Source organism: Pseudoclavibacter sp. AY1H1 (genome assembly GCF_002931055.1).
Lineage (GTDB): Bacteria > Actinomycetota > Actinomycetes > Actinomycetales > Microbacteriaceae > Pseudoclavibacter.
This window is the reverse complement of the sequence record NZ_PSXX01000005.1, coordinates 200,598-220,826: the sequence shown is the minus strand read 5'-3', so window position 1 is coordinate 220,826 and position 20,229 is coordinate 200,598. Positions and strand designations below refer to the sequence as shown.

At 67.7% G+C, this 20,229-nt stretch carries 18 protein-coding genes and 1 tRNA gene; 13 read left to right on the top strand and 6 right to left on the bottom strand.

The features are described 5' to 3' along the window. The first annotated feature begins 5 nt into the window (after positions 1–5). Together poxB and C5E05_RS10415 are read left to right on the top strand one after the other, a co-directional pair. Positions 6–1,739, top strand: coding sequence for a ubiquinone-dependent pyruvate dehydrogenase (gene poxB / locus C5E05_RS10420; protein WP_104299759.1), 1,734 nt, complete (start codon positions 6–8; stop codon positions 1,737–1,739). Positions 1,740–1,819: 80 nt separating this feature from the next. Further along, the gene (locus C5E05_RS10415; protein ID WP_146081088.1) at positions 1,820–3,025 is read left to right on the top strand and encodes a hypothetical protein; all 1,206 of its coding nucleotides are present in this window, start codon (positions 1,820–1,822) and stop codon (positions 3,023–3,025) included. Positions 3,026–3,235: 210 nt separating this feature from the next. Here the strand turns inward: C5E05_RS10415 and C5E05_RS10410 are convergent, their stop codons facing one another. After that, positions 3,236–4,447 (bottom strand): pyridoxal phosphate-dependent aminotransferase, encoded by a 1,212-nt coding sequence (locus C5E05_RS10410; protein ID WP_104341880.1) that lies wholly within the window; start codon positions 4,445–4,447, stop codon positions 3,236–3,238. 192 nt (positions 4,448–4,639) lie between these two features. Here C5E05_RS10410 and C5E05_RS10405 point away from each other — a divergent pair. The 5 genes from C5E05_RS10405 (at position 4,640) to rplA (ending at position 7,447) form a co-directional block, all read left to right on the top strand. Next, positions 4,640–4,712 (top strand) — tRNA-Trp (locus tag C5E05_RS10405). 70 nt (positions 4,713–4,782) lie between these two features. Beyond that, complete coding sequence (gene secE, locus C5E05_RS10400; RefSeq protein WP_104243246.1) at positions 4,783–5,094, top strand: preprotein translocase subunit SecE; 312 nt, start codon at positions 4,783–4,785, stop codon at positions 5,092–5,094. A gap of 88 nt (positions 5,095–5,182) precedes the next feature. Further along, on the top strand, positions 5,183–6,112 hold the full coding sequence (nusG, locus tag C5E05_RS10395) for a transcription termination/antitermination protein NusG (RefSeq protein ID WP_104243244.1): 930 nt from the start codon (positions 5,183–5,185) through the stop codon (positions 6,110–6,112). Between the two features lie 113 nt (positions 6,113–6,225). Further along, positions 6,226–6,657, top strand: coding sequence for a 50S ribosomal protein L11 (rplK, locus tag C5E05_RS10390; protein ID WP_104243242.1), 432 nt, complete (start codon positions 6,226–6,228; stop codon positions 6,655–6,657). Between the two features lie 103 nt (positions 6,658–6,760). Beyond that, entirely contained in the window at positions 6,761–7,447 is a 687-nt protein-coding gene (gene rplA, locus C5E05_RS10385) for a 50S ribosomal protein L1 (protein ID WP_068482355.1), read from the top strand. 100 nt (positions 7,448–7,547) lie between these two features. Here the strand turns inward: rplA and C5E05_RS10380 are convergent, their stop codons facing one another. Continuing rightward, on the bottom strand, positions 7,548–9,242 hold the full coding sequence (locus tag C5E05_RS10380) for a 2-isopropylmalate synthase (RefSeq protein WP_308471893.1): 1,695 nt from the start codon (positions 9,240–9,242) through the stop codon (positions 7,548–7,550). Between the two features lie 272 nt (positions 9,243–9,514). On the opposite strand from C5E05_RS10380, the gene C5E05_RS10375 reads away from it, so the two are divergent. Further along, positions 9,515–10,183: a FadR/GntR family transcriptional regulator gene (locus tag C5E05_RS10375; RefSeq protein ID WP_104341878.1), complete on the top strand. Its 669-nt coding sequence runs from the start codon at positions 9,515–9,517 to the stop codon at positions 10,181–10,183. A gap of 21 nt (positions 10,184–10,204) precedes the next feature. On the opposite strand, the gene C5E05_RS10370 is transcribed toward C5E05_RS10375, so the two are convergent. The 4 genes from C5E05_RS10370 to C5E05_RS10355 all read right to left on the bottom strand — a co-directional run bounded on the left by C5E05_RS10370 (position 10,205) and on the right by C5E05_RS10355 (position 14,963). Next, positions 10,205–11,206: an NADP-dependent oxidoreductase gene (locus C5E05_RS10370; RefSeq protein WP_258064834.1), complete on the bottom strand. Its 1,002-nt coding sequence runs from the start codon at positions 11,204–11,206 to the stop codon at positions 10,205–10,207. A 117-nt stretch (positions 11,207–11,323) separates the two neighbouring features. After that, positions 11,324–12,367: a YqaJ viral recombinase family protein gene (locus C5E05_RS10365; RefSeq protein WP_228497244.1), complete on the bottom strand. Its 1,044-nt coding sequence runs from the start codon at positions 12,365–12,367 to the stop codon at positions 11,324–11,326. Positions 12,368–12,552: 185 nt separating this feature from the next. After that, positions 12,553–13,815 carry an allantoate amidohydrolase gene (locus C5E05_RS10360; protein WP_104341877.1) on the bottom strand — a complete coding sequence of 421 codons (1,263 nt, stop codon included), beginning with the start codon at positions 13,813–13,815 and terminating at the stop codon, positions 12,553–12,555. Then, positions 13,812–14,963 (bottom strand): FAD-dependent oxidoreductase, encoded by a 1,152-nt coding sequence (locus tag C5E05_RS10355; protein WP_104341876.1) that lies wholly within the window; start codon positions 14,961–14,963, stop codon positions 13,812–13,814. Before C5E05_RS10355 ends, C5E05_RS10360 begins: the two co-directional genes overlap by 4 nt. Positions 14,964–15,078: 115 nt before the next feature. Here C5E05_RS10355 and C5E05_RS10350 point away from each other — a divergent pair, with 115 nt between their 5' ends. From C5E05_RS10350 to C5E05_RS20155, 5 genes are all read left to right on the top strand, one after another. Then, a complete protein-coding gene (locus C5E05_RS10350; protein ID WP_104341875.1) occupies positions 15,079–15,960 on the top strand; it encodes a LysR substrate-binding domain-containing protein in 882 nt (293 codons plus the stop codon). Between the two features lie 255 nt (positions 15,961–16,215). After that, entirely contained in the window at positions 16,216–16,731 is a 516-nt protein-coding gene (gene rplJ / locus C5E05_RS10345) for a 50S ribosomal protein L10 (RefSeq protein WP_104243230.1), read from the top strand. A gap of 45 nt (positions 16,732–16,776) precedes the next feature. Beyond that, a complete protein-coding gene (gene rplL / locus C5E05_RS10340) occupies positions 16,777–17,160 on the top strand; it encodes a 50S ribosomal protein L7/L12 (protein ID WP_104243228.1) in 384 nt (127 codons plus the stop codon). Positions 17,161–17,409: 249 nt separating this feature from the next. Next, positions 17,410–18,729 carry a hypothetical protein gene (locus C5E05_RS10335; RefSeq protein ID WP_104341874.1) on the top strand — a complete coding sequence of 440 codons (1,320 nt, stop codon included), beginning with the start codon at positions 17,410–17,412 and terminating at the stop codon, positions 18,727–18,729. 257 nt (positions 18,730–18,986) lie between these two features. Further along, positions 18,987–20,108, top strand: coding sequence for a hypothetical protein (locus C5E05_RS20155; RefSeq protein WP_181059521.1), 1,122 nt, complete (start codon positions 18,987–18,989; stop codon positions 20,106–20,108). The last annotated feature ends 121 nt before the right edge of the window (positions 20,109–20,229 follow it).

The following is a 20,229-nucleotide window of genomic DNA, read 5'->3' as shown; positions in this document are numbered from 1 at the left end:
ACGGCATGACTACAGTCGCTGACACGATCGTCGATATCCTCCACGATGCCGGAGTCGAGCGCGTCTACGGGCTACCCGGAGACTCGCTCAACGGATTCACTGACGCCATCCGACGAAACGACGCGGTCGCCTGGTCGCACGTGCGACACGAAGAGGCCGCGGCCTTCGCCGCCTCCGCAGACGCAGCACTCACGGGCGAGCTCGCTGTGTGCGCCGGCAGCTGCGGCCCGGGCAACCTGCACCTCATCAACGGGCTGTACGACGCGAACCGAAGCCGCGTTCCCGTGCTCGCGATCGCCGCCCACATCCCGTCCGCGGAGATCGGCAGCGGCTACTTCCAGGAGACGCACCCGCAGGAGCTCTTCCGGGAGAGCAGCGTGTACTGCGAGATGGTGGGGGTGCCGGAGCAGCTGCCTCGGATCCTGGAGATCGCCATGCGCGCCGCGGTCGAGAAGCGAGGCGTCGCCGTCGTCGTGATTCCCGGCGAGATCTTCCTGCAGGAGAGCGCAGGACGACGCAAGTCGGCACCCATCCTGCCTGCGAAGCCCGTCGTGCGACCTGCCGACGACGAACTGGCGCAGGCCGCCGACATCCTCAACTCGGCGAAGAAGGTCACCATTCTCGGTGGCGCTGGCACACAGGGAGCACACGCGCAGCTGCTTGCGGCCGCTGAGGCGCTGCAGGCACCCATCGTGCACGCGCTCCGCGGGAAGGAGTTCATCGAGTACGACAACCCCTACGACGTCGGCATGACGGGGCTGCTCGGCTTCTCCTCCGGCTACCGGGCCATCGAAGACTGCGACGCGCTCCTCATGCTCGGCACCGACTTCCCGTACCAGCAGTTCTTCCCGTCACAGGCGAAGATCATCCAGGTCGACATCCGCGGCGAGCAGCTCGGCAAGCGCACGCCCCTCGACCTCGGGCTCGTCGGCGACGTCGGCGACACCCTCGACGCCCTCATCCCGCTCCTCGAGGGCAACAAGAGCGGCAAGCACCTCGAAGCCTCGGTGAAGCACTACCGGAAGGCCCGGAAGGACCTCGACGCGCTTGCCGACAACGACCGGGGGCGCGCCCCCATCCACCCGCAGTACGTGGCACGGCTCGTGAGCGAGCTCGCGAGCCACGACGCCGTCTTCATCCCGGATGTCGGTTCCCCGGTCGTCTGGGCGGCCCGCTACCTCGAGATGAACGGCCAGAGGAGGCTCATCGGCTCGTTCAGTCACGGCTCCATGGCCAACGCCCTTTCGCAGGCGGTCGGCGCGCAGACCGCCTTCCCTGGGCGCCAGGTGGTGGCGCTCGCGGGAGACGGCGGACTCGCGATGCTCCTGGGGGAGCTGCTCACACTCAAGCAGAGCAAGCTGCCCGTGAAGATCGTCGTATTCAACAACTCGTCGCTGAACTTCGTCGAGGTCGAGATGAAGGCCGCCGGATTCGTGAACTACGGCACCGACCTCGACAACCCCGACTTCGCCGAAGTCGCCAAGGCGGTCGGCATCCACGGGCAGCGCGTCGAGAACCCGAACGACCTCGAGGCCGCCCTCCGCGAAGCCTTCGCCCACGACGGGCCCGCGCTCATCGACGTCGTGACCGCACGGCAGGAGCTGTCCATCCCGCCGACCATCACGGCCGAGCAAGTCAAGGGCTTCACCCTCTACGCGCTGCGAACAGTGCTCTCCGGGCGCGGAGACGAGCTCGTCGACCTCGCCGACACGAACCTGCTGCGACGCATCTTCGACTGACCGTCGCCCAGCCGCACGTACCGCCCGCGCCAAGGCAGCTCTCAAGGCAGCTGCCTGGCGCGGGCGGTACTCTCGCAGGCATGACGCAACCGCCCCTCACGCCACCGCCGGGTCAGAACGGCGGGTTCGACCCCCGCCGGCAGCAGCCGGGTGCCGCTCCTCAGGGTGGCCAGGGCGAGTGGGGCGGGCCACCGGCCCAGGGTCCTGTGCAGCAGGGCTCTGGTCAGCAAGGTCTCGGTCGGCAGGGTCCGGGGCAGCAGGGCCCCGGTCAGCAGCCTCCGTGGGGAGCGCCGTCGAACGGGCAGCCGCCGGCTCCCGGTCAGTTCCCGCACCCTGGTGCCGGACCTGGCCAGGCTCCTGGCGGCTTCGGCGCGCCGGGTCAGTTCCCCGCGCCCGGGCGACCTCCCGCGCCAGGCCAGCCACAGCATCCCGGGCAGTTCCCAGGCCAGCCGCAGACCGGCATCCCCGGGCAGGCGCCGTTCGTTCAGGCCCCACCGTCGCATCTGCCGGCTGGTGCCCCGCCGCCTCGCTACGCCCCGCAGCAGCAGGCGACACCGCAACCACGGCGTCGAGAGCTCGGCGAAGACCCTGAGCTGCAGAAGCAGCGCAGGCGCCCCGTCGGCCTGCTCCTCGGCGTCGGCATCAGCGGCGTCGCGATCATCGCCCTCGTCGTGGGCCTCTTCATGGCGTTCAGCTCGCCGAACGATCCCACCATCCCCGTCGGCGGCGCCGACCCGAACGCGGCGACCTCGACCCCCGTGCCGACGAGCACGCTCATGCCGGCCGCGCCCCAGGACGCCGCACCCGGGTTCATCCCGATCACGACCGACGTCGTGTTCCCGAACGGCATCACCGTCGTGAACCCACCCCTCGGCGGATGGGAGCAGGACATCTCCGAACGGCAGCCGAACCTCTACATCCTGAGCGACCCCGCATCCGGTGCCTACTTCTCGATCGCCCAGGAGAACCTGCACAAGAGCGAGTACCGGGACGAGGACATGACGAGGTCGGAGCTGAACTCGGCGTCGCTGCAGTTCACCGCCAAGCCGGAGCCGGTCGGCGACCCCGTCCCGCTCGTCCTGAAGGGGGCAGGCGGCTACGAGCTGGAGCTCCTGGCGCAGCGCCTGCGCTGGTCGGATGGCTCCGAGGGAATGATGGCGTCCCGCTACATGCCTTCGACCGGCACCAAGATCACGATCCTGGCGAACGCGTGGGGCGGGGAGCTGGACGACCCGAACTCGCGCATCTCGCAGAAGGTCGCGGAGATCACCTTCACGACGCCCTAGTCGCGCCCGCTCGCTGACCCGCCCGCTCGCTGGCCCACGCCTGCTCGCTGGCCCACGCCCGCTCGTAGGCCTGCGCGTCGCCCGCCGCCCCCACGAACCTCGAATAGGCCAGTTTCGCCCCATCCTGAGCGTCCGGATGGGGTGAAACTGGCCTAATCGGGGGAGCGGATGCGCGGGCGCGGCTGCGAACGCGGGGCCGCGCGGCGCGGGCTAGAGCTCGACGCCCGCGAAGAGCTTCTGCAGGCGCTGCACGCCCTCGAGGAGCGCGTCGTCGCCGAGCGCGTAGCTGAGGCGCAGGTACCCGGATGGGCCGAACGCCTCACCTGGCACGACCGCGACCTCCGCGACGTCGAGGATGAGGTCGGCGAGGTCGAGCGAGGAGTCGATCTGGCGCCCCTCGATCTCCTTCCCGATGAGCCTCTGCACGTCGGCGTACACGTAGAAGGCGCCCTCCGGCGTCGGCACGCGGAAGCCGTTGACCTTGCTCAGCTCCTCGACCATCGTCGTGCGGCGGCGGTCGAAGGCGAGGCGCATCTGCTCGACGGGCTCGGTGGGCCCCGTGAGCGCGGCGAGCGCGGCACGCTGCGCGATGTTGTTGACGTTGCTCGTGAGGTGCGACTGCAGGTTGCCCGCCCCCTTGATTGCGTCGACGGGCCCGACCATCCATCCGACGCGCCAGCCGGTCATCGCGAACGACTTCGCAACGCCGTTGACCAGGATCGTGCGGTCGGCGACCGCCGGGGCAGCTTCGACGATGGACACCGCGCGGACGCCGTCGTACGTGAGGTTCTGGTAGATCTCGTCGGCGATGACCCAGATGCCGTGCTCGGCGGCCCACTCTCCGATGGCGCGCGTCTCGGCCTCGGAGTAGACGGCGCCGGTCGGGTTCGACGGCGAGACGAAGAGCATCGCCTTCGTGGCGGGGGTGCGTGCGGCTTCGAGCTGGTCGACGGTGACCTTGTACTCCTGGTCGGCGCCGGCGAACACGGGAACGGTGGTGCCGCCCGCGAGCTGGATGACCTCGGGGTACGTCGTCCAGTACGGGGCGGGGAGGAGGACCTCGTCGCCCGCGCCGACCACGGTGTTGATGGCCTGGTAGACGGCCTGCTTGCCGCCGTTCGTGACGATGACCTGCGAGGCGGGGACATCCCAGCCCGAGTCGCGCTTCGTCTTCTCGGCGATGGCCTCTCGGAGTTCCGGCAGGCCAGGCGCCGGCGTGTACCGGTGGTTCTTGGGGTCGCTCACGGCGACGAGGGCGGCGTCGACCACGTGCTGCGGAGTCGGGAAGTCGGGCTCGCCCGCCGCGTAGCTGATGACGGGCCGGCCGGCGGCCTTGAGGGCCTTGGCCTTCGCGTCGACCTTGAGGGTTGCGGATTCGGCGATCGCGGCGATGCGAGGAGAGAGACGTGAGTCGGAAACCATGGCCCTGAGTCTAGGTCCGGTGGCCACGCCACGTCAGCGAGTTGCGCCCGCGTTGGACTTCCGTGTGGCACCTGTCGTATGCTTTCCTGGTTGCCGAAAGCGACATACTGAACCGCGCCTGAAACTGTTCCCTATGGAACGGCTGCAGACGGTATCAGGGTGAACGGATGCACGCATCCGGTGTTCACGCAAAGGGCGGTGGCTCAATTGGTAGAGCAGCGGTCTCCAAAACCGCAGGTTGCAGGTTCGAGTCCTGTCCGCCCTGCATTTCGGTGCTGAACGCACCCACTACGGGGCCCACCATCGAAGGTCTCAACCATCGAAAGGGAGAGCGCGTGAGTCCAAGCAAGTCAGATGAGGCGACAGACGTCGCCGAGTCAAAGCGAGGCTCCGAGCCGAAGCGCGGCATCATCGGCCGTATCGCTCTCTTCTTCCGTCAGGTCATGGGCGAGCTCAAGAAGGTCGTCACCCCGACCCGGGCTGAGCTCTTCAAGTTCACGGGCGTCGTGCTCGTCTTCGTCATCTTCATGATGGCGCTCGTCACGGTGCTCGACCTGCTCTTCGGGTGGGGCGCTTCGTGGGTCTTCGGTCAGGGAAGCTCGTTCTTCCCGAGCGAGCCGGCCGCGACGCCGGTCCCGACGGAATAGCCGGAGCGCGTCAAGCTCTCCACCGGCTCACAGGCCTCCACCGACAACGGGCGAGCAGCCCAGCATCACAGAATCGAGATGAGGAATCGTGTCAGACCCGAACGTCGCCGACCCGAACGGTCTTTACGAGACCGCCCTGGAGCAGGACTCCGAAGTCGTAGAGGCCCAGGAGGGTGACCGCGACATCGACGCAGAATTCGACGCGGCCCACGAGATCGAAGAGTCCGACGAAGTCGTGACCGAGGAAGACCTCGACGACGGAGAAGGCGCGGACGTCGTCGACCCCGAGGTCGACGCGATCGTCAACGATGTCCTCGAGATCGACACGAGCGAGGAAGAGGCCGCCGCGGCTGCCGCGACCGAGGACGAAGAGGTCGAGGCTCTCGAGGAAGACCCGGACGTCGACCCGTACGAGACCTTCAAGCGCGAGCTGCGCCTCAAGCCGGGCAAGTGGTACGTCATCCACACCTACGCCGGTTTCGAGCGTCGCGTGAAGCAGAACCTGCACCAGCGCACCGAGTCCATGAACATGAGCGACTTCATCTACCAGGTGGAAGTCCCCATGGAAGACGTGGTCGAGATCAAGAACGGCCAGCGCAAGATGGTCACGCGCGTCCGCATCCCCGGATACGTGCTCGTCCGCCTCATGCTCAACGAGGACAGCTGGTCGGTTGTCCGTCACACCCCGGGTGTGACCGGCTTCGTGGGCAACGCCCACAACCCGACCCCGTTGCGCTTCAACGAAGCATTTGAGATGCTGAAGAGTCTGGTCGAAGTCGCTGAAGCACCCGCGAAGGCGAACGCTTCCGGTCAGGCTGGCCTCCAGAAGCGCCAGCCCATCGCAGAGATCGACTTCGAGATCGGCGAGACCATCACGATCAAGGAGGGCTCCTTCGAGGGGCTCACCGGATCGATCAGCGAGATCAAGCCCGAGAGCGGCAAGCTCACCGTGCTCGTGTCGCTCTTCGAGCGCGAGACCCCGGTCGAGCTCAGCTTCGACCAGGTCACGAAGCTCTAGATCTCGCTCCAATAGGGCTGCTGCCCTCAGAAACCACCGGAGTCCGGAACCGCCGGGCCACCGGGAGAGCGCCGCGCATCAGCGCGGAGTTCGAATCGAAAGAAGGAAAAGACATGGCACCCAAGAAGAAGGTCTCGGGTCTGATCAAGCTGCAGATCCAGGCTGGCGCCGCTAACCCGGCTCCTCCTATCGGCCCCGCGCTCGGTCAGCACGGCGTCAACATCATGGAGTTCTGCAAGGCCTACAACGCGGCTACCGAGTCGCAGCGTGGCAACGTGATCCCCGTCGAGATCACCGTGTACGAAGACCGTTCGTTCACCTTCATCCTGAAGACCCCTCCTGCTGCCGAGCTCATCAAGAAGGCTGCCGGTGTCAAGAAGGGCTCCCCGACGCCTCACACGGCCAAGGTCGGCAAGCTCACCGCCGCCCAGGTCCGCGAGATCGCCGAGCAGAAGCAGTCCGACCTGAACGCGAACGACATCGACATGGCGTCGCGCATCATCGCCGGTACGGCTCGCTCCATGGGAATCACGGTCGAGGGCTAAGGCCTTCCCGCTCCCAACACCACACGTCGCGCTTCGGGCGCGGTACTGAACATCGCGGGAGAGCCGGCCAGGCTCGCAACCGCAACTCTTGAAGGAGAACAACATGGCTAAGTCCAAGGCATACCGTGCCGCGGCAGAGAAGATCGGCGAGGACAAGTTCTACGGTCTCGCCGAGGCCGTCGAGCTCGCACGCGAGACCGGCTCGTCCAAGTTCAACAGCACCGTCGAGGTCGCTCTTCGCCTGGGTGTAGACCCGCGCAAGGCTGACCAGATGGTTCGCGGCACCGTCAGCCTGCCAAACGGCACCGGCAAGACGGCCAAGGTCATCGTCTTCGCGACGGGTGACAAGGCAGAGGCGGCTATCGCTGCTGGTGCTGACGAGGTCGGCGGCGACGAGCTCATCGCTCGCGTTGCAGACGGCTGGACCGACTTCGACTCCGCGGTCGCCACCCCTGACCTCATGGGCAAGGTCGGACGCCTCGGTAAGGTCCTCGGACCCCGTGGCCTCATGCCGAACCCGAAGACCGGAACGGTCACGACCGACCCGGCCAAGGCTGTCACCGAGATCAAGGGCGGAAAGATCGAGTTCCGCGTCGACAAGCACTCCAACGTGCACTTCATCGTCGGCAAGTCGGCGTTCACGTCGGAGCAGCTCGGCGAGAACCTCCGCGCAGCTCTCGACGAGGTCGTCCGCCTCAAGCCGTCGAGCTCGAAGGGCCGCTACATCCAGAAGGCTGTCGTCTCGACGACCTTCGGCCCCGGCATCCCGCTGGACGTCAACGCGATCTAGTCTGCCGCGAGCTGCACAGCTCAGGTGGATGCCCCGCATCCGCCACGCGAGAACGGCCCAGTCTTCGGACTGGGCCGTTCTTGCGTTTCCGCGGTGGCCGCTACGCGCGTTCGAGCGCTGTGAGCTGGCGTCGCGCAGCGCTCAGGATCGCCTGCACGGTTGCCGACAGCACAGACCGGTCTCGGCCGGCGACCCAGTGTGCGCCTGACGAGTCGTTGTACTCCAGGAGCGTCAGAGCATCGCTGCTGTTGCCGGCGCCGAGCGATGTCTGGTGGAGTGAGCGTATGTCGACGGAGATGCCCGCGTCGGCGAGGAGCTGGGTGACGGCCTCTGCGGGGCCGACCTCGTCGAAGATGCCGGTGTGCTCGACGCCGTCGACGCTCACGCGAATGCGCGTGCATGCCACGCCGTCGCGGGTTTCGACGCTGAAGTCGAGCAATTCCACGCCGGACGTGTCGACGCGGAGGTAGCTGCGCTCGAAGAGCTCGAGCAGCTGTGCCGCCTCGATCTCCAGGCCGCTGGTATCGGTGTGCTCCTGGACGCGCCTGGCGAAGTCGATCTGCAGGCGTCTGGGGAGCTCGATGCCGTAGTCCGCCTCGAGGAGGTAGGCGATGCCGCCCTTGCCTGACTGCGAGTTGACTCTGATGACGGCGTCGTAGCTGCGCCCGATGTCGGCGGGGTCGATCGGCAGGTAGGGCACGCGCCACTCGGTTTCGCGTTCTGCCCGCATCTCGAGCGCAGCGCGGGATCGATGCTCGGCGAGTCCCTTCTTGATGGCGTCCTGGTGCGTCCCGCTGAAGGCGGTGTGGACGAGGTCTCCTGCGTACGGGTGCCTCGGGTGGATCTCGAGGCGGTTGCTGTACTCGACGGTTCGGCGAATCGCGTCGATGTCCGAGAAGTCGATCATCGGGTCGATGCCCTGCGCGTGCAGGTTCAACGCGAGGACTGCGATGTCGACGTTGCCGGTGCGCTCGCCGTTGCCGAAGATGCAGCCTTCCACTCGCTGCGCTCCTGCGAGCACTGCGAGCTCGGCGCAGGCGATTCCGGTCCCTCGATCGTTGTGGGGGTGCACGGAGAGGATCACCGAGTCGCGCCTCGCGAGGTGCTTGTGCATGTACTCGATCTGATCCGCGTAGACGTTCGGGGTCGCGACCTCTACCGTGGCGGGAAGGTTCAGGATGACAGGCCGATCCGGGGTCGCCATCCAGAGCGCTGTCATGGCGTCGCAGATGTCGATCACGTAGTCGGGTTCGGTGAGGTTGAACACCTCTGGCGAGAATTCGAATCGGACGTTCGGCAGGTGGCCGGCGAGCTCGAGGACATCTCTGCCCCCGGCCAGGATCAGTTCTTTCAGCTGCTGCTTGCTCTTCCCGAGGACGACATCGCGCCAGGCCGGCGCCGTCGCGGTGTAGAGGTGGATGACGACGGGGTTCCTGATGCCCTGGATCGAGTCCACCGTGCGCTGGATGAGGTCGCGACGCGCTGGCGTGAACACCACGATGGTGACGTCTTCCGGTGCGATGTCGGTGGTCGCGATGCGGCGCACGAAGTCGTAGTCCGTCTGCGAGGCGGAGGGGTAGCCGACTTCGATCTCCTTGTAGCCCATGCGGATCATGAGCTCGAAGAAGACGCGCTTGCGGTCGGGGTCCATCGGCTCCGACAGGGCCTGGTTGCCGTCGCGGAGATCGACTGGCACCCAGAGTGGTGCTGCCGTGAGTCGGCGTGAGGGCCAGTCGCGTTCCGTCAGGGGCACCTCGACCCGCGAGTACACGTCGCGGTATCGGTGCGATGGCATCTGCGAGTGGCGCTGGCGGTTCCAGTGCGGTGCGTTGTTGGGGATCGGGCCGGTTGGGGGAGAGATCCGGGATGCGCTGCTGTGCATGGTCGTGTCCTTGGTTGTCGTGCGATCGTGACGACCGGCGCGCGTCTCAGCTCCACGGCGGGGGACCGGTCAGGCGAGGTCCCGCCGTGGCAGAGAAGCGTGAGCGGAGTGCGCGGCATGCGAGAGAAGCTACCACAACTCCTCAGACAAGTAGACGAGTTGCGGGAGTGCGAGATGATGGGGGCATGAGCACCCTCCACCGTGAACCACTCGCCGAGCAGGCGGCCAAGCTGCTGCTCGAGCGCATCCGGGCAGGCGAGTGGGAACTCGGCCAGAAGCTCCCGGGAGAGACGACGCTCGCACCCCAACTCGGCGTCGGACGGTCGACCATTCGCGAGGCCATCCGCCAACTCGCGGGGAGCGGGGTGCTCGCCACCAGGCAGGGCGCGGGCGTCTTCGTGATTGCGCTGGACGCCCCGGAGGCCCTGGACGCTGTGCTGCTGCGTGCAGATATCCAGACGGTGATCGAAGCGCGCATCGCGGTCGAGGTCGAGGCCTCCTCGCTCGCCGCGGAGCGCCGCACGGGCGAGGAGCTGCTCGCGATGAGGCGGGCCGCCGATGCTCGCGACGCGCAACGATCGAGCATCGAGGCGCATGTGGATGCGGACACCGCGCTGCACCGCAGCATCGTCGCCGCGGCACACAACGAGATCCTCTCGGAGCTCTTCGAGGGCTTCGCGCCCCGCAGCAGGCAGGCCATGATCGGGATGCTGCGCCTTCGCAGCGAGTTCGGCAGTGACGCCGACCACCTCGTCCACACCCGCATCCTCGACGCGATCGATGCGCAGGACGCGCCATCGGCGGCCGCGCTCACGCGCGCCCACCTGCTGGAGCTCGCAGCGAGCGTGGCCTGACGACGGCCGGTTGCTCGCGGCCTACGCGTCGATGTCGAGGACGACCTTCCCGCGCACGTGGCCCTCTGCGATGAGCTCCTGGGCGGCGCCTGCCTCGGCGAGGGGGAAGACGCGGTCGACGTGGGTCTGCAGGGCGCCCTGCTCGAAGAGCTGCGTGATGGTCTGCAGGATTCGGCCCTCTGGCGAGAGCTTGAGGGTCGACGCGACGATGCCGCGGTTCTCGGCGGCGGCCTCCTCGAAGAGCTCCGGGTAGCTGCCAGTCGGCACGTTGATGAGCGTTCCGCCGTCGCGCAGCACCCGCAGCGAGCGGGTCCCCGTCTGGTCCTTCACGTTGCCGATGAGGTCGATGACGACGTCGACCGGCTCGGCGATGGCGTCCTCGAAGCGCGCTGAACGGTAGTCGATGACCTGGTCTGCGCCGAGCTCGCGCAGCCAGTCGTGATTGCGCTCGGACGCCGTGGTGATGACGTGGGCGCCGTAGTACTTCGCAAGCTGCACGGCGAAGTGGCCGACGCCGCCCGCGCCGGCATGGATGAGGACCCGCTGTCCGGTGTAGACGCCCCCGGCCTCCACCACTGCGGCCCAGGCGGTGAGCACCGCGAGCGGAACGCCGCCGGCCTCGATGAACGACAAGTTCTCGGGCTTCTTCGCGAGGCTCATGAACGGGACGGAGACGTACTCGGCGTACGCGCCGGAGTAACGCGGGAAGAGGAGCATCCCGTAGACCTCATCGCCGGGCTGGAACGGCGCGAGCTCGTAAGGGGCGCGGACGACGACCCCGGAGAATTCGCCGCCGAGGGTCGAGGGGAAGCTCGAGATCGCCTTCGACGCGCCGGCACCTGAGCGGGTCTTGCCGTCGATGGGGTTGACGCCCGCCGCCTTGACGCGCACGAGCGTGTCCGAGTTGAGCGTGAGCGGGACAGGCGCCTCGCCGAGCTGCATCTTCTCGGGCCCGCCGATGCCCGTGACAAGGGCGGCGCGCATCGTGTCGGAGGTGGGCTGGAGGTCGGAGGCGTCAGTCATACGCGCCATTCTCCCCCGAAAAGGGAGACTCCCCCGGAAAGGGAGACTCCCCCGGAAAGGGAGACTCCTCCGGAAAGGGAGACTCCCCCGGAAAGGGAGCCGCTCCCGTGGGGCTGGCTACGCGTAGGTCTCGGCGTCGTAGAACGACTGCGTGTAGTCGCTGCTGCTGTGCGTGTTGCCATACCCCTGGAACGGCGCGGCGTTGCCCGTGGAGTACTGCGCGAACTCACCGCGGTACTTCTCGACGTCCTTGAGGACCTCGTTGGCGAGCGTCACGAGTTTCGCGATCTCGGCCTCGTCGCGGTCGATCCACACGAACTTCGGCTCGCGGTCGACGACGATGAAGTCCTGGTGCCGCTCCCAGACCATGAGGGTGCGCTCGGCGCCGAGCACGTACTGCTGCCACCAGATCTGCCGCATGTACGAGCGGGGGATGCGCTTCCAGACCTTGTTGGTGGTCTTGATCTCGGCGAGGAGGATGCGTCCTTCCTCGTCGCAGTGCAGCCCGTCGGGGGTCGCGAGGTGGCTCTTCGACGCTTCGGCGTGGAAGAGGAGGCCGCTCGCTGGGATGCCGTGGCGCTCCATGACCCACCTGGCGATCTCCGGCTCGCGCTGCCGGCCGAAGTCGGTGTACGCGTTGCCGTTGAAGGAGGTGCCCATGACCTTGTCCTTGACGACCTGCTTGACCGAGGAGGGGGTCGCGAGTCGTGCCGCGTCTGTCGCGGTGACGCCGTCGGAGCGGGCTTTGAGCCAGGCCGCGCGGTCGTTGGAGTCGGCGAGCACTCGAAGGAGGTGGGCGCTCATCGCCTCGACCTCGCGCGTTGCCGGGAGCTCGATGGCGGCGGTCTCGGCGGAGGCCGGGACGTGGGCGCGCCAGACGCCCACCTCGCTTGCCGAGAGCGGTGCTGCTGCGGACGCGGGCCGGGTCTCTGAGGTGTAGAAGCGCGGCAGCGGCTCGGCGGGGAGCTCCGTGAGTCCACCGCTCGTGCGCGGTTGCTCCTGCCGGATCGGCGCGGGCGGCGCCGCGTAGTCGACGAGCGCGGCCGGGCCGTAGAGCTCGCGGTCCCGCCGCCGCGACTTCGGCGCTGTCTTGGGCTCGGTCTTGGGTTCGCCGAACCAGGACGTCTCGTCGACGTCGTGGCTCGGGCGGAACATGACCATCTGTTCATTCTTTCCTACACCACCGACAGATCCGGCAGGGAGTGCCGTCTGTCGGAAGAAAAGACGTCGCTCCACCTCCCCACACCACCGGCAGATCCGGTACCAGGCGCCGTTGCCGCGAAAGTCCCCGGCGCGTTGCGCCCGCCGGCCACGCACGTCAGTCACGGTCGTGCCGCCACGGCACGTCAGTGCGGGGCTGCCTCGACTGCCATGATCGCCGTCGCGAGCGCCCGCGCGCCGTGGTCGGCGTCGGCGTCTTCGACGTATTCCTCGGGGGAGTGCGAGATGCCGCTCGGGTTGCGGATGAAGAGCATGGCGGTGGGCAGGTGCGCCGCGAGCACTCCGGCATCGTGGCCGGCTCCCGTGTCGAGCACCGGCGCCTCGGGGAGCGCGTGCTGGAGCGTGTCTCGGAGGTTCGCGTCGAACGACACGGTCGGTGAGAGCGACTCCTCGACAAGCACGGCTTCACAGCCCTGCTGGGCAGCCACCTCGCTCGCTCGAGTACGGATGCGCTCGACGAGTGCAGCGGTCACGTCATCGTCCGGGTGGCGCACGTCGAGCCACGCGTCGACCCGGGATGCGATGACGTTGGTCCCGCCGGGGACCGGCTCGAGTCGACCCACGGTCGCGCGGGCGCCCGGCACGGTGCGGGCGATCTCCTCGATGCCGACGATCAGCCGAGCTGCGGCGACCATGGGGTCGCGCCGGTCGGCCATGAGCGTTGTTCCGGCGTGGTTGCCCTGGCCCGTGAAGCTCACTCGCCAGCGGCCGTGGCCGAGGATCGATGAGCCGATCGCGACGGGGCCGGCGAGGTCGACGAGGCCGCGGCCCTGCTCGACGTGCAGCTCGATGAAGGCGCTGAACTGCGCGACTCTCGAGGGGTCTGGGCCGAGATGCCTTGGGTCGAAGCCGGCCGCGGCCGACGCTTCCGCGAAGGTCGTGCCGTCCGCGTCCCGCAGCGATCGGGCCCGGTCCGGGTCGATGGCACCGGTGAGGAGCCTCGAGCCGAGGCAGGCCACGCCGAAGCGAGAGCCTTCCTCCTCCGGGAACACCGCGATCGCGATGGCGACGCTGGGTTGGCGGCCCTCGCTGCGGAGGAGGTCGACGGCGGCGAGGGCTGCCGTCACCCCGAGGGGGCCGTCGAAGGCGCCGCCCCCTGGAACAGAGTCGAGGTGGCTACCCGTGATGAGGGCGCCGGAGCGGTTGCCGTCGGGGCGGTCCCACCAGGCCCAGATGATGCCGTTGGCGTCGATCTCGACGTCGAGCCCGCGGGCCGCGGCGGCGGCGAGGAACCACTCGCGGAGCTCGAGCTCGGGATGCGAGTACACGGGCCTGCTGTAGCCGCCCCGCGTCCGGTCGCGCCCGAGGTGCTCGATCTCGCGCATGAGCGCCGACACGGAGCTCGGGTGGGCAGCGTTCGCCGTGGTCGCGGTCGTGGTTGTGCTCATGCTGCGGCTCCTGTCGCTGCGGCGATGCGGAATTCATCGGGAACGGTGCCCGCTCCGGTGAGCAGGTCGGCGGCGAGCTCTCCGAGTAGCGGAGCGAACTTCCCGCCGTGGCCAGAGCAGGCCGAAAGTACCACGAGGTTGTCGACCCGGTCGATCACGAAGTCCTCGCTCGGTGTCGTCGTGAACAGGCAGGTCGTCTCGGCGAACGGCTCTGGCCGCACGCCGGGGAGGAACCTCTCGGCGTACGCGATGAGCGCGCGGCGGTTGGCCGCATCCACGATGCCGTCCTGCGTGAGTGCGGAGTCGATGATCTTGCCGCCGTTGAACTGCGCGACCTTCTGCCCTCGCCAGTCGGCGTCGCGTCCGCCGGGGAGCCCGTAGGTCTGCAGTTGACGCGACTTGCTGATGAAGGTCGGCCAGGGGGCGGCGTCGGGGCCCGAGTCCGCATCGTCGAGGTAGGGGAAGTGGTACGCCTGTTCCTGGCGCACCTCCAGCTTCGGGAACTGATCGAGGAACGCGGTCGGCAGCGACAGCTCTCCGAGAAGCGCCGGGAGCCAGCCGCCGGCGGCGACGACGATGCTGTCCGCGTCGACCGTCGCCCCGTCGGCCGAATGCACGCGGTAGCCGCTGCCGGTGCGTTCGACGCGGGCGACGGGCCACGAGGTGCGCAGCTCGAGCATCCCGGTTGCGGATGCGGCGGCCAGGAGCGCGTCGACGGTCCCGCCAGCGTCGAGAACTCCGGCCCCCGGATGCCAGAGCACGTCGGTCTCGAACTGGAACTGCGGCCAGCGCTGCTTGGCTGCCTCGGCGCTGAGGAGCTCGTGCTCGACACCTGCGACCTCCAGCACGGCCGCGAGGCCCGCGGGGTCGCGGATGTTCCCGTGGTCGAGTGCGCCGGTCGGGCGGATGAGCTGCGTGCCGCTGACACGCTGCAGCTCGTCCCAGCCCGCCTTCGACCGCACGACGAGGTCGGTGTAGATCTGCTCCGGGTAGGCATACCGGAAGATGCGAGCGGAACCGTGGGAGCTCCCGTGATCGTTCGCCGGGGTCGTCCGTTCGAGAACGGTCACGTGGTGTCCGCGTTCGGTGAGATGCCAGGCGGCCGCTGCGCCGGCGAGTCCCGCGCCGATGACGATCGTGTCGGTCATATCCGCTCCCTGCGAGGTTGATCGAGTGGTGCTCGAGTGATGCTCGACCTCCAGTAGGCCACCGAGGTGCGCGTGTGTCCAATATCATTTGCAGAGCATTTGATATGCATCGCGAATGGAAGTCATGGAACTGCGCCAGCTCAAGTATTTCGTCGCCGTCGCCGACGAGCTGCACTTCGGTCGTGCTGCGGCACGCCTGCACATGACGCAGCCACCGTTGACCGTCGCCGTCCGCAAGCTCGAGGACGAGCTCGGCGTGCCGTTGTTCGAGCGGACGACGCGGAGCGTCTCCCTCACTGCGGCCGGCCGGATGTTCCGACAGCGAGTCGGGGCGGTCCTCGACGACCTGGACGCGGCCGTCTCGGACCTCGGGGACGTGGCGGCAGGGACGGCCGGAAGGCTCCGGATCGGCTTCGTGAGCTCGGCGAGCTACAGCGTGCTGCCCAGGGGGTTGCAGGCGTTCCAGCTGCTCAGGCCGCGCATCCAGCTCGAGCCGCAGTCCCTCACGAGCGCCGAGCAGGTGACGCTCCTGCTCGAAGGCGAGCTGGACGTCGGGATACTCCGCGACCCCCTCGCCGTTCCCGGGCTCCGCGCCACGCTGCTCGAGGGGGAGGACCTGGTGGCCGTGCTCCCCGCTGGTGACCCGCTTGCCGCCGAGGCGATCATCGGACCACAGGGCTTCCACGGGAAGCCGGTGGTGCTCTTCCCGTTCGAGCTCATGCCGGGCTTCGTCTCTGCCGTCATGTCGTGGCTCGGGGGAGCCCAGGCCGTGCCGCGCATCGTGCAGAGCGTCGTGCATCAGGAGACGGTCCTCGGCCTGGTCGCGGCGGGCGTCGGCGCCTCGATCCTGCCGGCGTCGGTGGCCCGGTTCCACATGCCGGGGGTTGTCGCACGCCCACTGCTCGGCTCGCCCCGCACCGAGCTCTACGCCGTCGAAGGCCAGCGTTCTCATCCCAGCTCCAGCCTGCTCATCGAGAGTCTTCGCGACTCGCGTTGACGGTCGCCGCGCGAGCATGTACACTTTCGGAAGCCCAAGACCGCAGGTCTTCGTTGTGCGTGAGAACGCACACGAACGAAGGTTCGCAAGAACGTCCCGCGCAGGTGAACGAAGCAGATCTGCTCTGCGCGCAAGCGCATCCTCTCAGCTCCGGTCCACCTGCGACCGGAGCTTTTTTGTGTGTTGTGCATCGAAGATGCGCCTGCGGTGCGTGAATGACAAACGTCATGCACGTGCAAGAGAGAGAGGAGTGCCATGGCGACCAAGGAAGCAACTGTTGCCGAGCTTCAGGACTTGTTCCAGAACTCGACCGCCGTCCTGCTGACTGAGTACCGCGGTCTCACTGTTGCGCAGCTCAAGACGCTGCGTCGCTCGATCAGTGAGCACGCAAGCTACGCCGTGGTGAAGAACACGCTGACGAAGATTGCGGCGAACAACGCCGGAATCACCGCGTTCGACGACGAGCTGGCCGGCCCGAGCGCAATCGCGTTCGTGCACGGCGACCCCGTCGCAGTCGCGAAGAGTCTTCGTACCTTCGCCAAGGACAACCCTCAGCTTGTCCTGAAGGGTGGTTTCTTCGACGGAAACCCCCTCAGTGCAGAAGAGGTCAACAAGCTCGCCGACCTCGAGTCCCGCGAAGTTCTGCTCGGCAAGCTTGCCGGCGCCTTCAAGGCCTCGCTGTTCGGTGCCGCATACCTGTTCACCGCGCCTGCAGCCAAGGCTGTTCGCACGGTCGAGGCATTGCGCGAAAAGCAGGAGTCCGCGAACTAGTCCTACGGGATCTCGCGGCTAGAACAACACACAAGGAGAAAAAACATGGCAAAGCTCACGACTGAAGAGCTCATCGCAGCATTCAAGGAGCTCACGCTCATCGAGCTCAGCGAGTTCGTCAAGGCGTTCGAGGAGACCTTCGAGGTCACCGCTGCTGCTCCCGTTGCAGTTGCAGGCGTTGCTGCTGCAGCAGCTGACGCACCCGAAGAGGAGGAGAAGACGGAGTTCGACGTCATCCTCGAGGGCGCTGGCGACAAGAAGATCCAGGTCATCAAGGAGGTGCGCGCACTCACGAGCCTCGGCCTCGGTGAGGCGAAGGCACTCGTCGACGGTGCTCCGAAGGCCGTTCTTGAGGGCGTCAACAAGGAAGCTGCTGACAAGGCAAAGGACGCCCTCGAGGCTGCCGGCGCTTCGGTGACCGTCAAGTAGTCATCCCGCAGCGGTTCTGCGCGGTGTGTTCCGACACGCCGAAGGAACTTTTTTCACGAGGCATCGCATCCAGTTTCTGGATGCGGTGCCTCGTTCCTGTTTGCGAGAAAATCCCTGTTGAAGATGCGATTCCTGAGGTCAGTGTGACCAATGTGACTGGTGTGTTGACGAGAATCCGCAACTTTCCGCGTGTCGCTTGACCCCATTTCGGCCTCGACGCACAATAATCCGCCGTGTTAGCGTCCCCTCATGCTTTCCGACACCTTCAAGAGCGCTCGCGCTCGCACCACGGCCCTCGTCATCGCCTTCGGCGTCGTTGCCGGTGGCGTCGCCGTCACGGCCGCGCCTTCGTTCGCAGCGAACGGCGACCAGGTCGACGCGAGTGTCGACCGCGGCCCGGCATCGGCCTCGGTCTCCGAGGAAGCGATCGCGGCGGACGCTTCCGGCGTCACGGTCACGGGCTCTGGCTTCACGCCGGGCAACGTCGTCCACGTGCAGGTTGTCGGCCCCGACGGGCAGACCAACTGGTCCTGGGGAACCGAGTCGCACAAGGTCGACGAAGCTGGTGCCGTCAGCGCTGAGCTGAAGAGCGACGAGGCGTGGAGCGAAGGTGACTACTCGGTCGTGATCTTCGAGTCGGAGGGCCTGCAGGCCTCGACGGCGTTCGCGGCAGTTGCGCCGGCGGGCACGGAGACGCCTGCTCCGACGGAGACGGCAGCTCCCGAGCCGACCGAGACCTCGACCGAGACGGCGACTCCCGAGCCGACCGAGACGGCCACAGAGACCCCCGAGCCGACGCTCACCGAGGAGCCCACGCTCGAGCCGACGGAGACCGCGAGCGTCGCCCCGACTGCGACGGAGACGGTCACGCCCTCCCCGACCGAGACCGAGGCTCCCGTTGCGGCCCCCGCTGTGGCAACCGAGCAGGCCAGCTACACGCAGGAGGAGGCCGCAGAGGGCATCACCTACGTCGCGACCGGCTTCGCACCCGGCGCCGAGCTGGGCCTCACGCTCCTGCTCCCGGATGGCAGCTCCGCGGAGTTCGAGTCCGCCGAGCCGATCACTCCGGATGCGGACGGCAACTACGCCGGCATCATCACGTACGACGCAGCCTGGGCTGTCGGCGACTACGGCATCACGCTCACGACCATCAGCCCCGCGGCTGGCGAGGAGACCGACGCTCCTGCTGCCGACTCCGCCCGCGCGGTGCCGCTCATCGTGCAGGAGGAGTCCGAGCTGACGGCGTCTGCTGAGTCGCCCTCGGCGGTGGAGCTCGAGCCCGACGCCGTAGCAGCTGCGGCAGAGCAGACGGCCACGACGTCCTTCTCGGTCACCGGCGAGACGCCAGCCACCGGCGGCACGTCGCCGAGCGCGACTTCTGCCCCGGCTGGAAGTGGCGGCAACGGTACTGGCAACGGCGACACCAAGGGCAAGGCGCAGAGCAAGTCGCTCGCGACCACCGGCGCGGAAGACGCCTTCGGCGCGGCGGGCATCGGCCTGCTCGTCCTCGGCGTCGGTGCCGCCGCGGTGACTGGCGCGCGCTTCCTGAGCCGCCGTCGCGAAAGCTGACAGCAACGAAGATTGCGATGAGCGGGGCTGGGGCCAAATGGCTCCAGCCCCGCTTTCTTTCTGTCGGCGGCGATTTCCATGCGTTTTCACGCAACTGGGGAGAAGTCCCCAGTCTGGATACCGGTCCAAAACCGTGCCCGTAAATGTCGTTTGACCAGGGCTTTAGTCGCCTCGGCACGAACCGAAGCAAGCTCGATTTCGCTATGTTCCGACTTAACCTTCTGGACATCACCTGTGAGTCGGGCCAAGATTTGGTTATGGCTTCCTCATTCTTCTCTCCGTCGCGCAAGCGCGCGTCCGCGTTCGCGATCGCCTTCGGCGTGTTCGCCGGCGGCGCCGTGCTGACTGCCGCCCCTGCGTTCGCAGCAACGACCACCCCTCCCGTCGAGAGCACGACTCCGGCGGAGACGTCCGCCGCATCCGAGGCGACGGGGCAGGCAACGAAGTCGAGCTTCACGCCCGACGAGAACATCACCTACACCCTCACGGGGTTCGCTCCTGACCTCGCTCTCTCCAGCATCACGCTCACGCTGCCCGACGGTTCGACCGTCCCGGTCGAGCCGAGCGGCGACGCTGCGTGGGATGTCGACAGCGACGGCAACTACAGCGGCGAGCTCATCTCGTCCCTGGGCTTCGACGTGGGTGACTACGGCGTCAGGATCACGCAGAACTACACCGACGCATCCGGCCCCGCACAGCACGTCGTGACGTTCGGCTTCACCGTGGCTGAGGAGTCGAGCCCGGAGCCGACCGAGACCGCGACGCCGACCGCGACGGCCACGCCGACCGAGACGGCAACGCCGACTGAGACGGCAACGCCCACGGCCACGCCGACGGCGACCAGCACGCCGACCGCGACGCCGACCCCCACGGTCGAGGCTCCGCTCGCCTACGCGAACGCAGACAGCTTCCTCCCGACGGACGACATCACGTACACGGCGCAGAACTTCACGCCGGGCCTCGCGCTCGACCTCACGGTCACCTCCCCGTCCGGCTCCTCGGTCCAGGTCGACCCGACCGACGACTCCGTGGTCGGGGAAGACGGCAGCTACCCGGGCGTCCTCATCAACCAGTCGGGCACCCCGCTGCCCCTCGGTGAGTACACCGTGACGCTCTCGCAGTCGAGCGGTCTTTCGGCGACGTTCACGTTCCTCATCGCCGAGGCGACGCCGGGCACCACGACCGCGCCGACCACGGCACCCACGGTCACCACGGTCCCCGTGGGCAACGGCGGAGGCACCAACACGGGCCACAAGTCGCCTGAGCTCGCCACGACGGGTGCGGAAGACGCATTCGGCGCAGCCGGCATCGGTCTCCTCGCGCTCGCCACGGGAGCCGGCGTGCTCGTCACCCGCCGCCTGGCGACCAAGAAGGCCTAGTAGCTCACCGAGCTCTTCGTGAAGAGGGCGTCACCTTCGGGTGGCGCCCTCTTCGCGTTCCCGCACGCGCGCCTGCCCGTCCGTACGCCCTGCCTGCAGCATGACGAAAGCCCCGACCTGG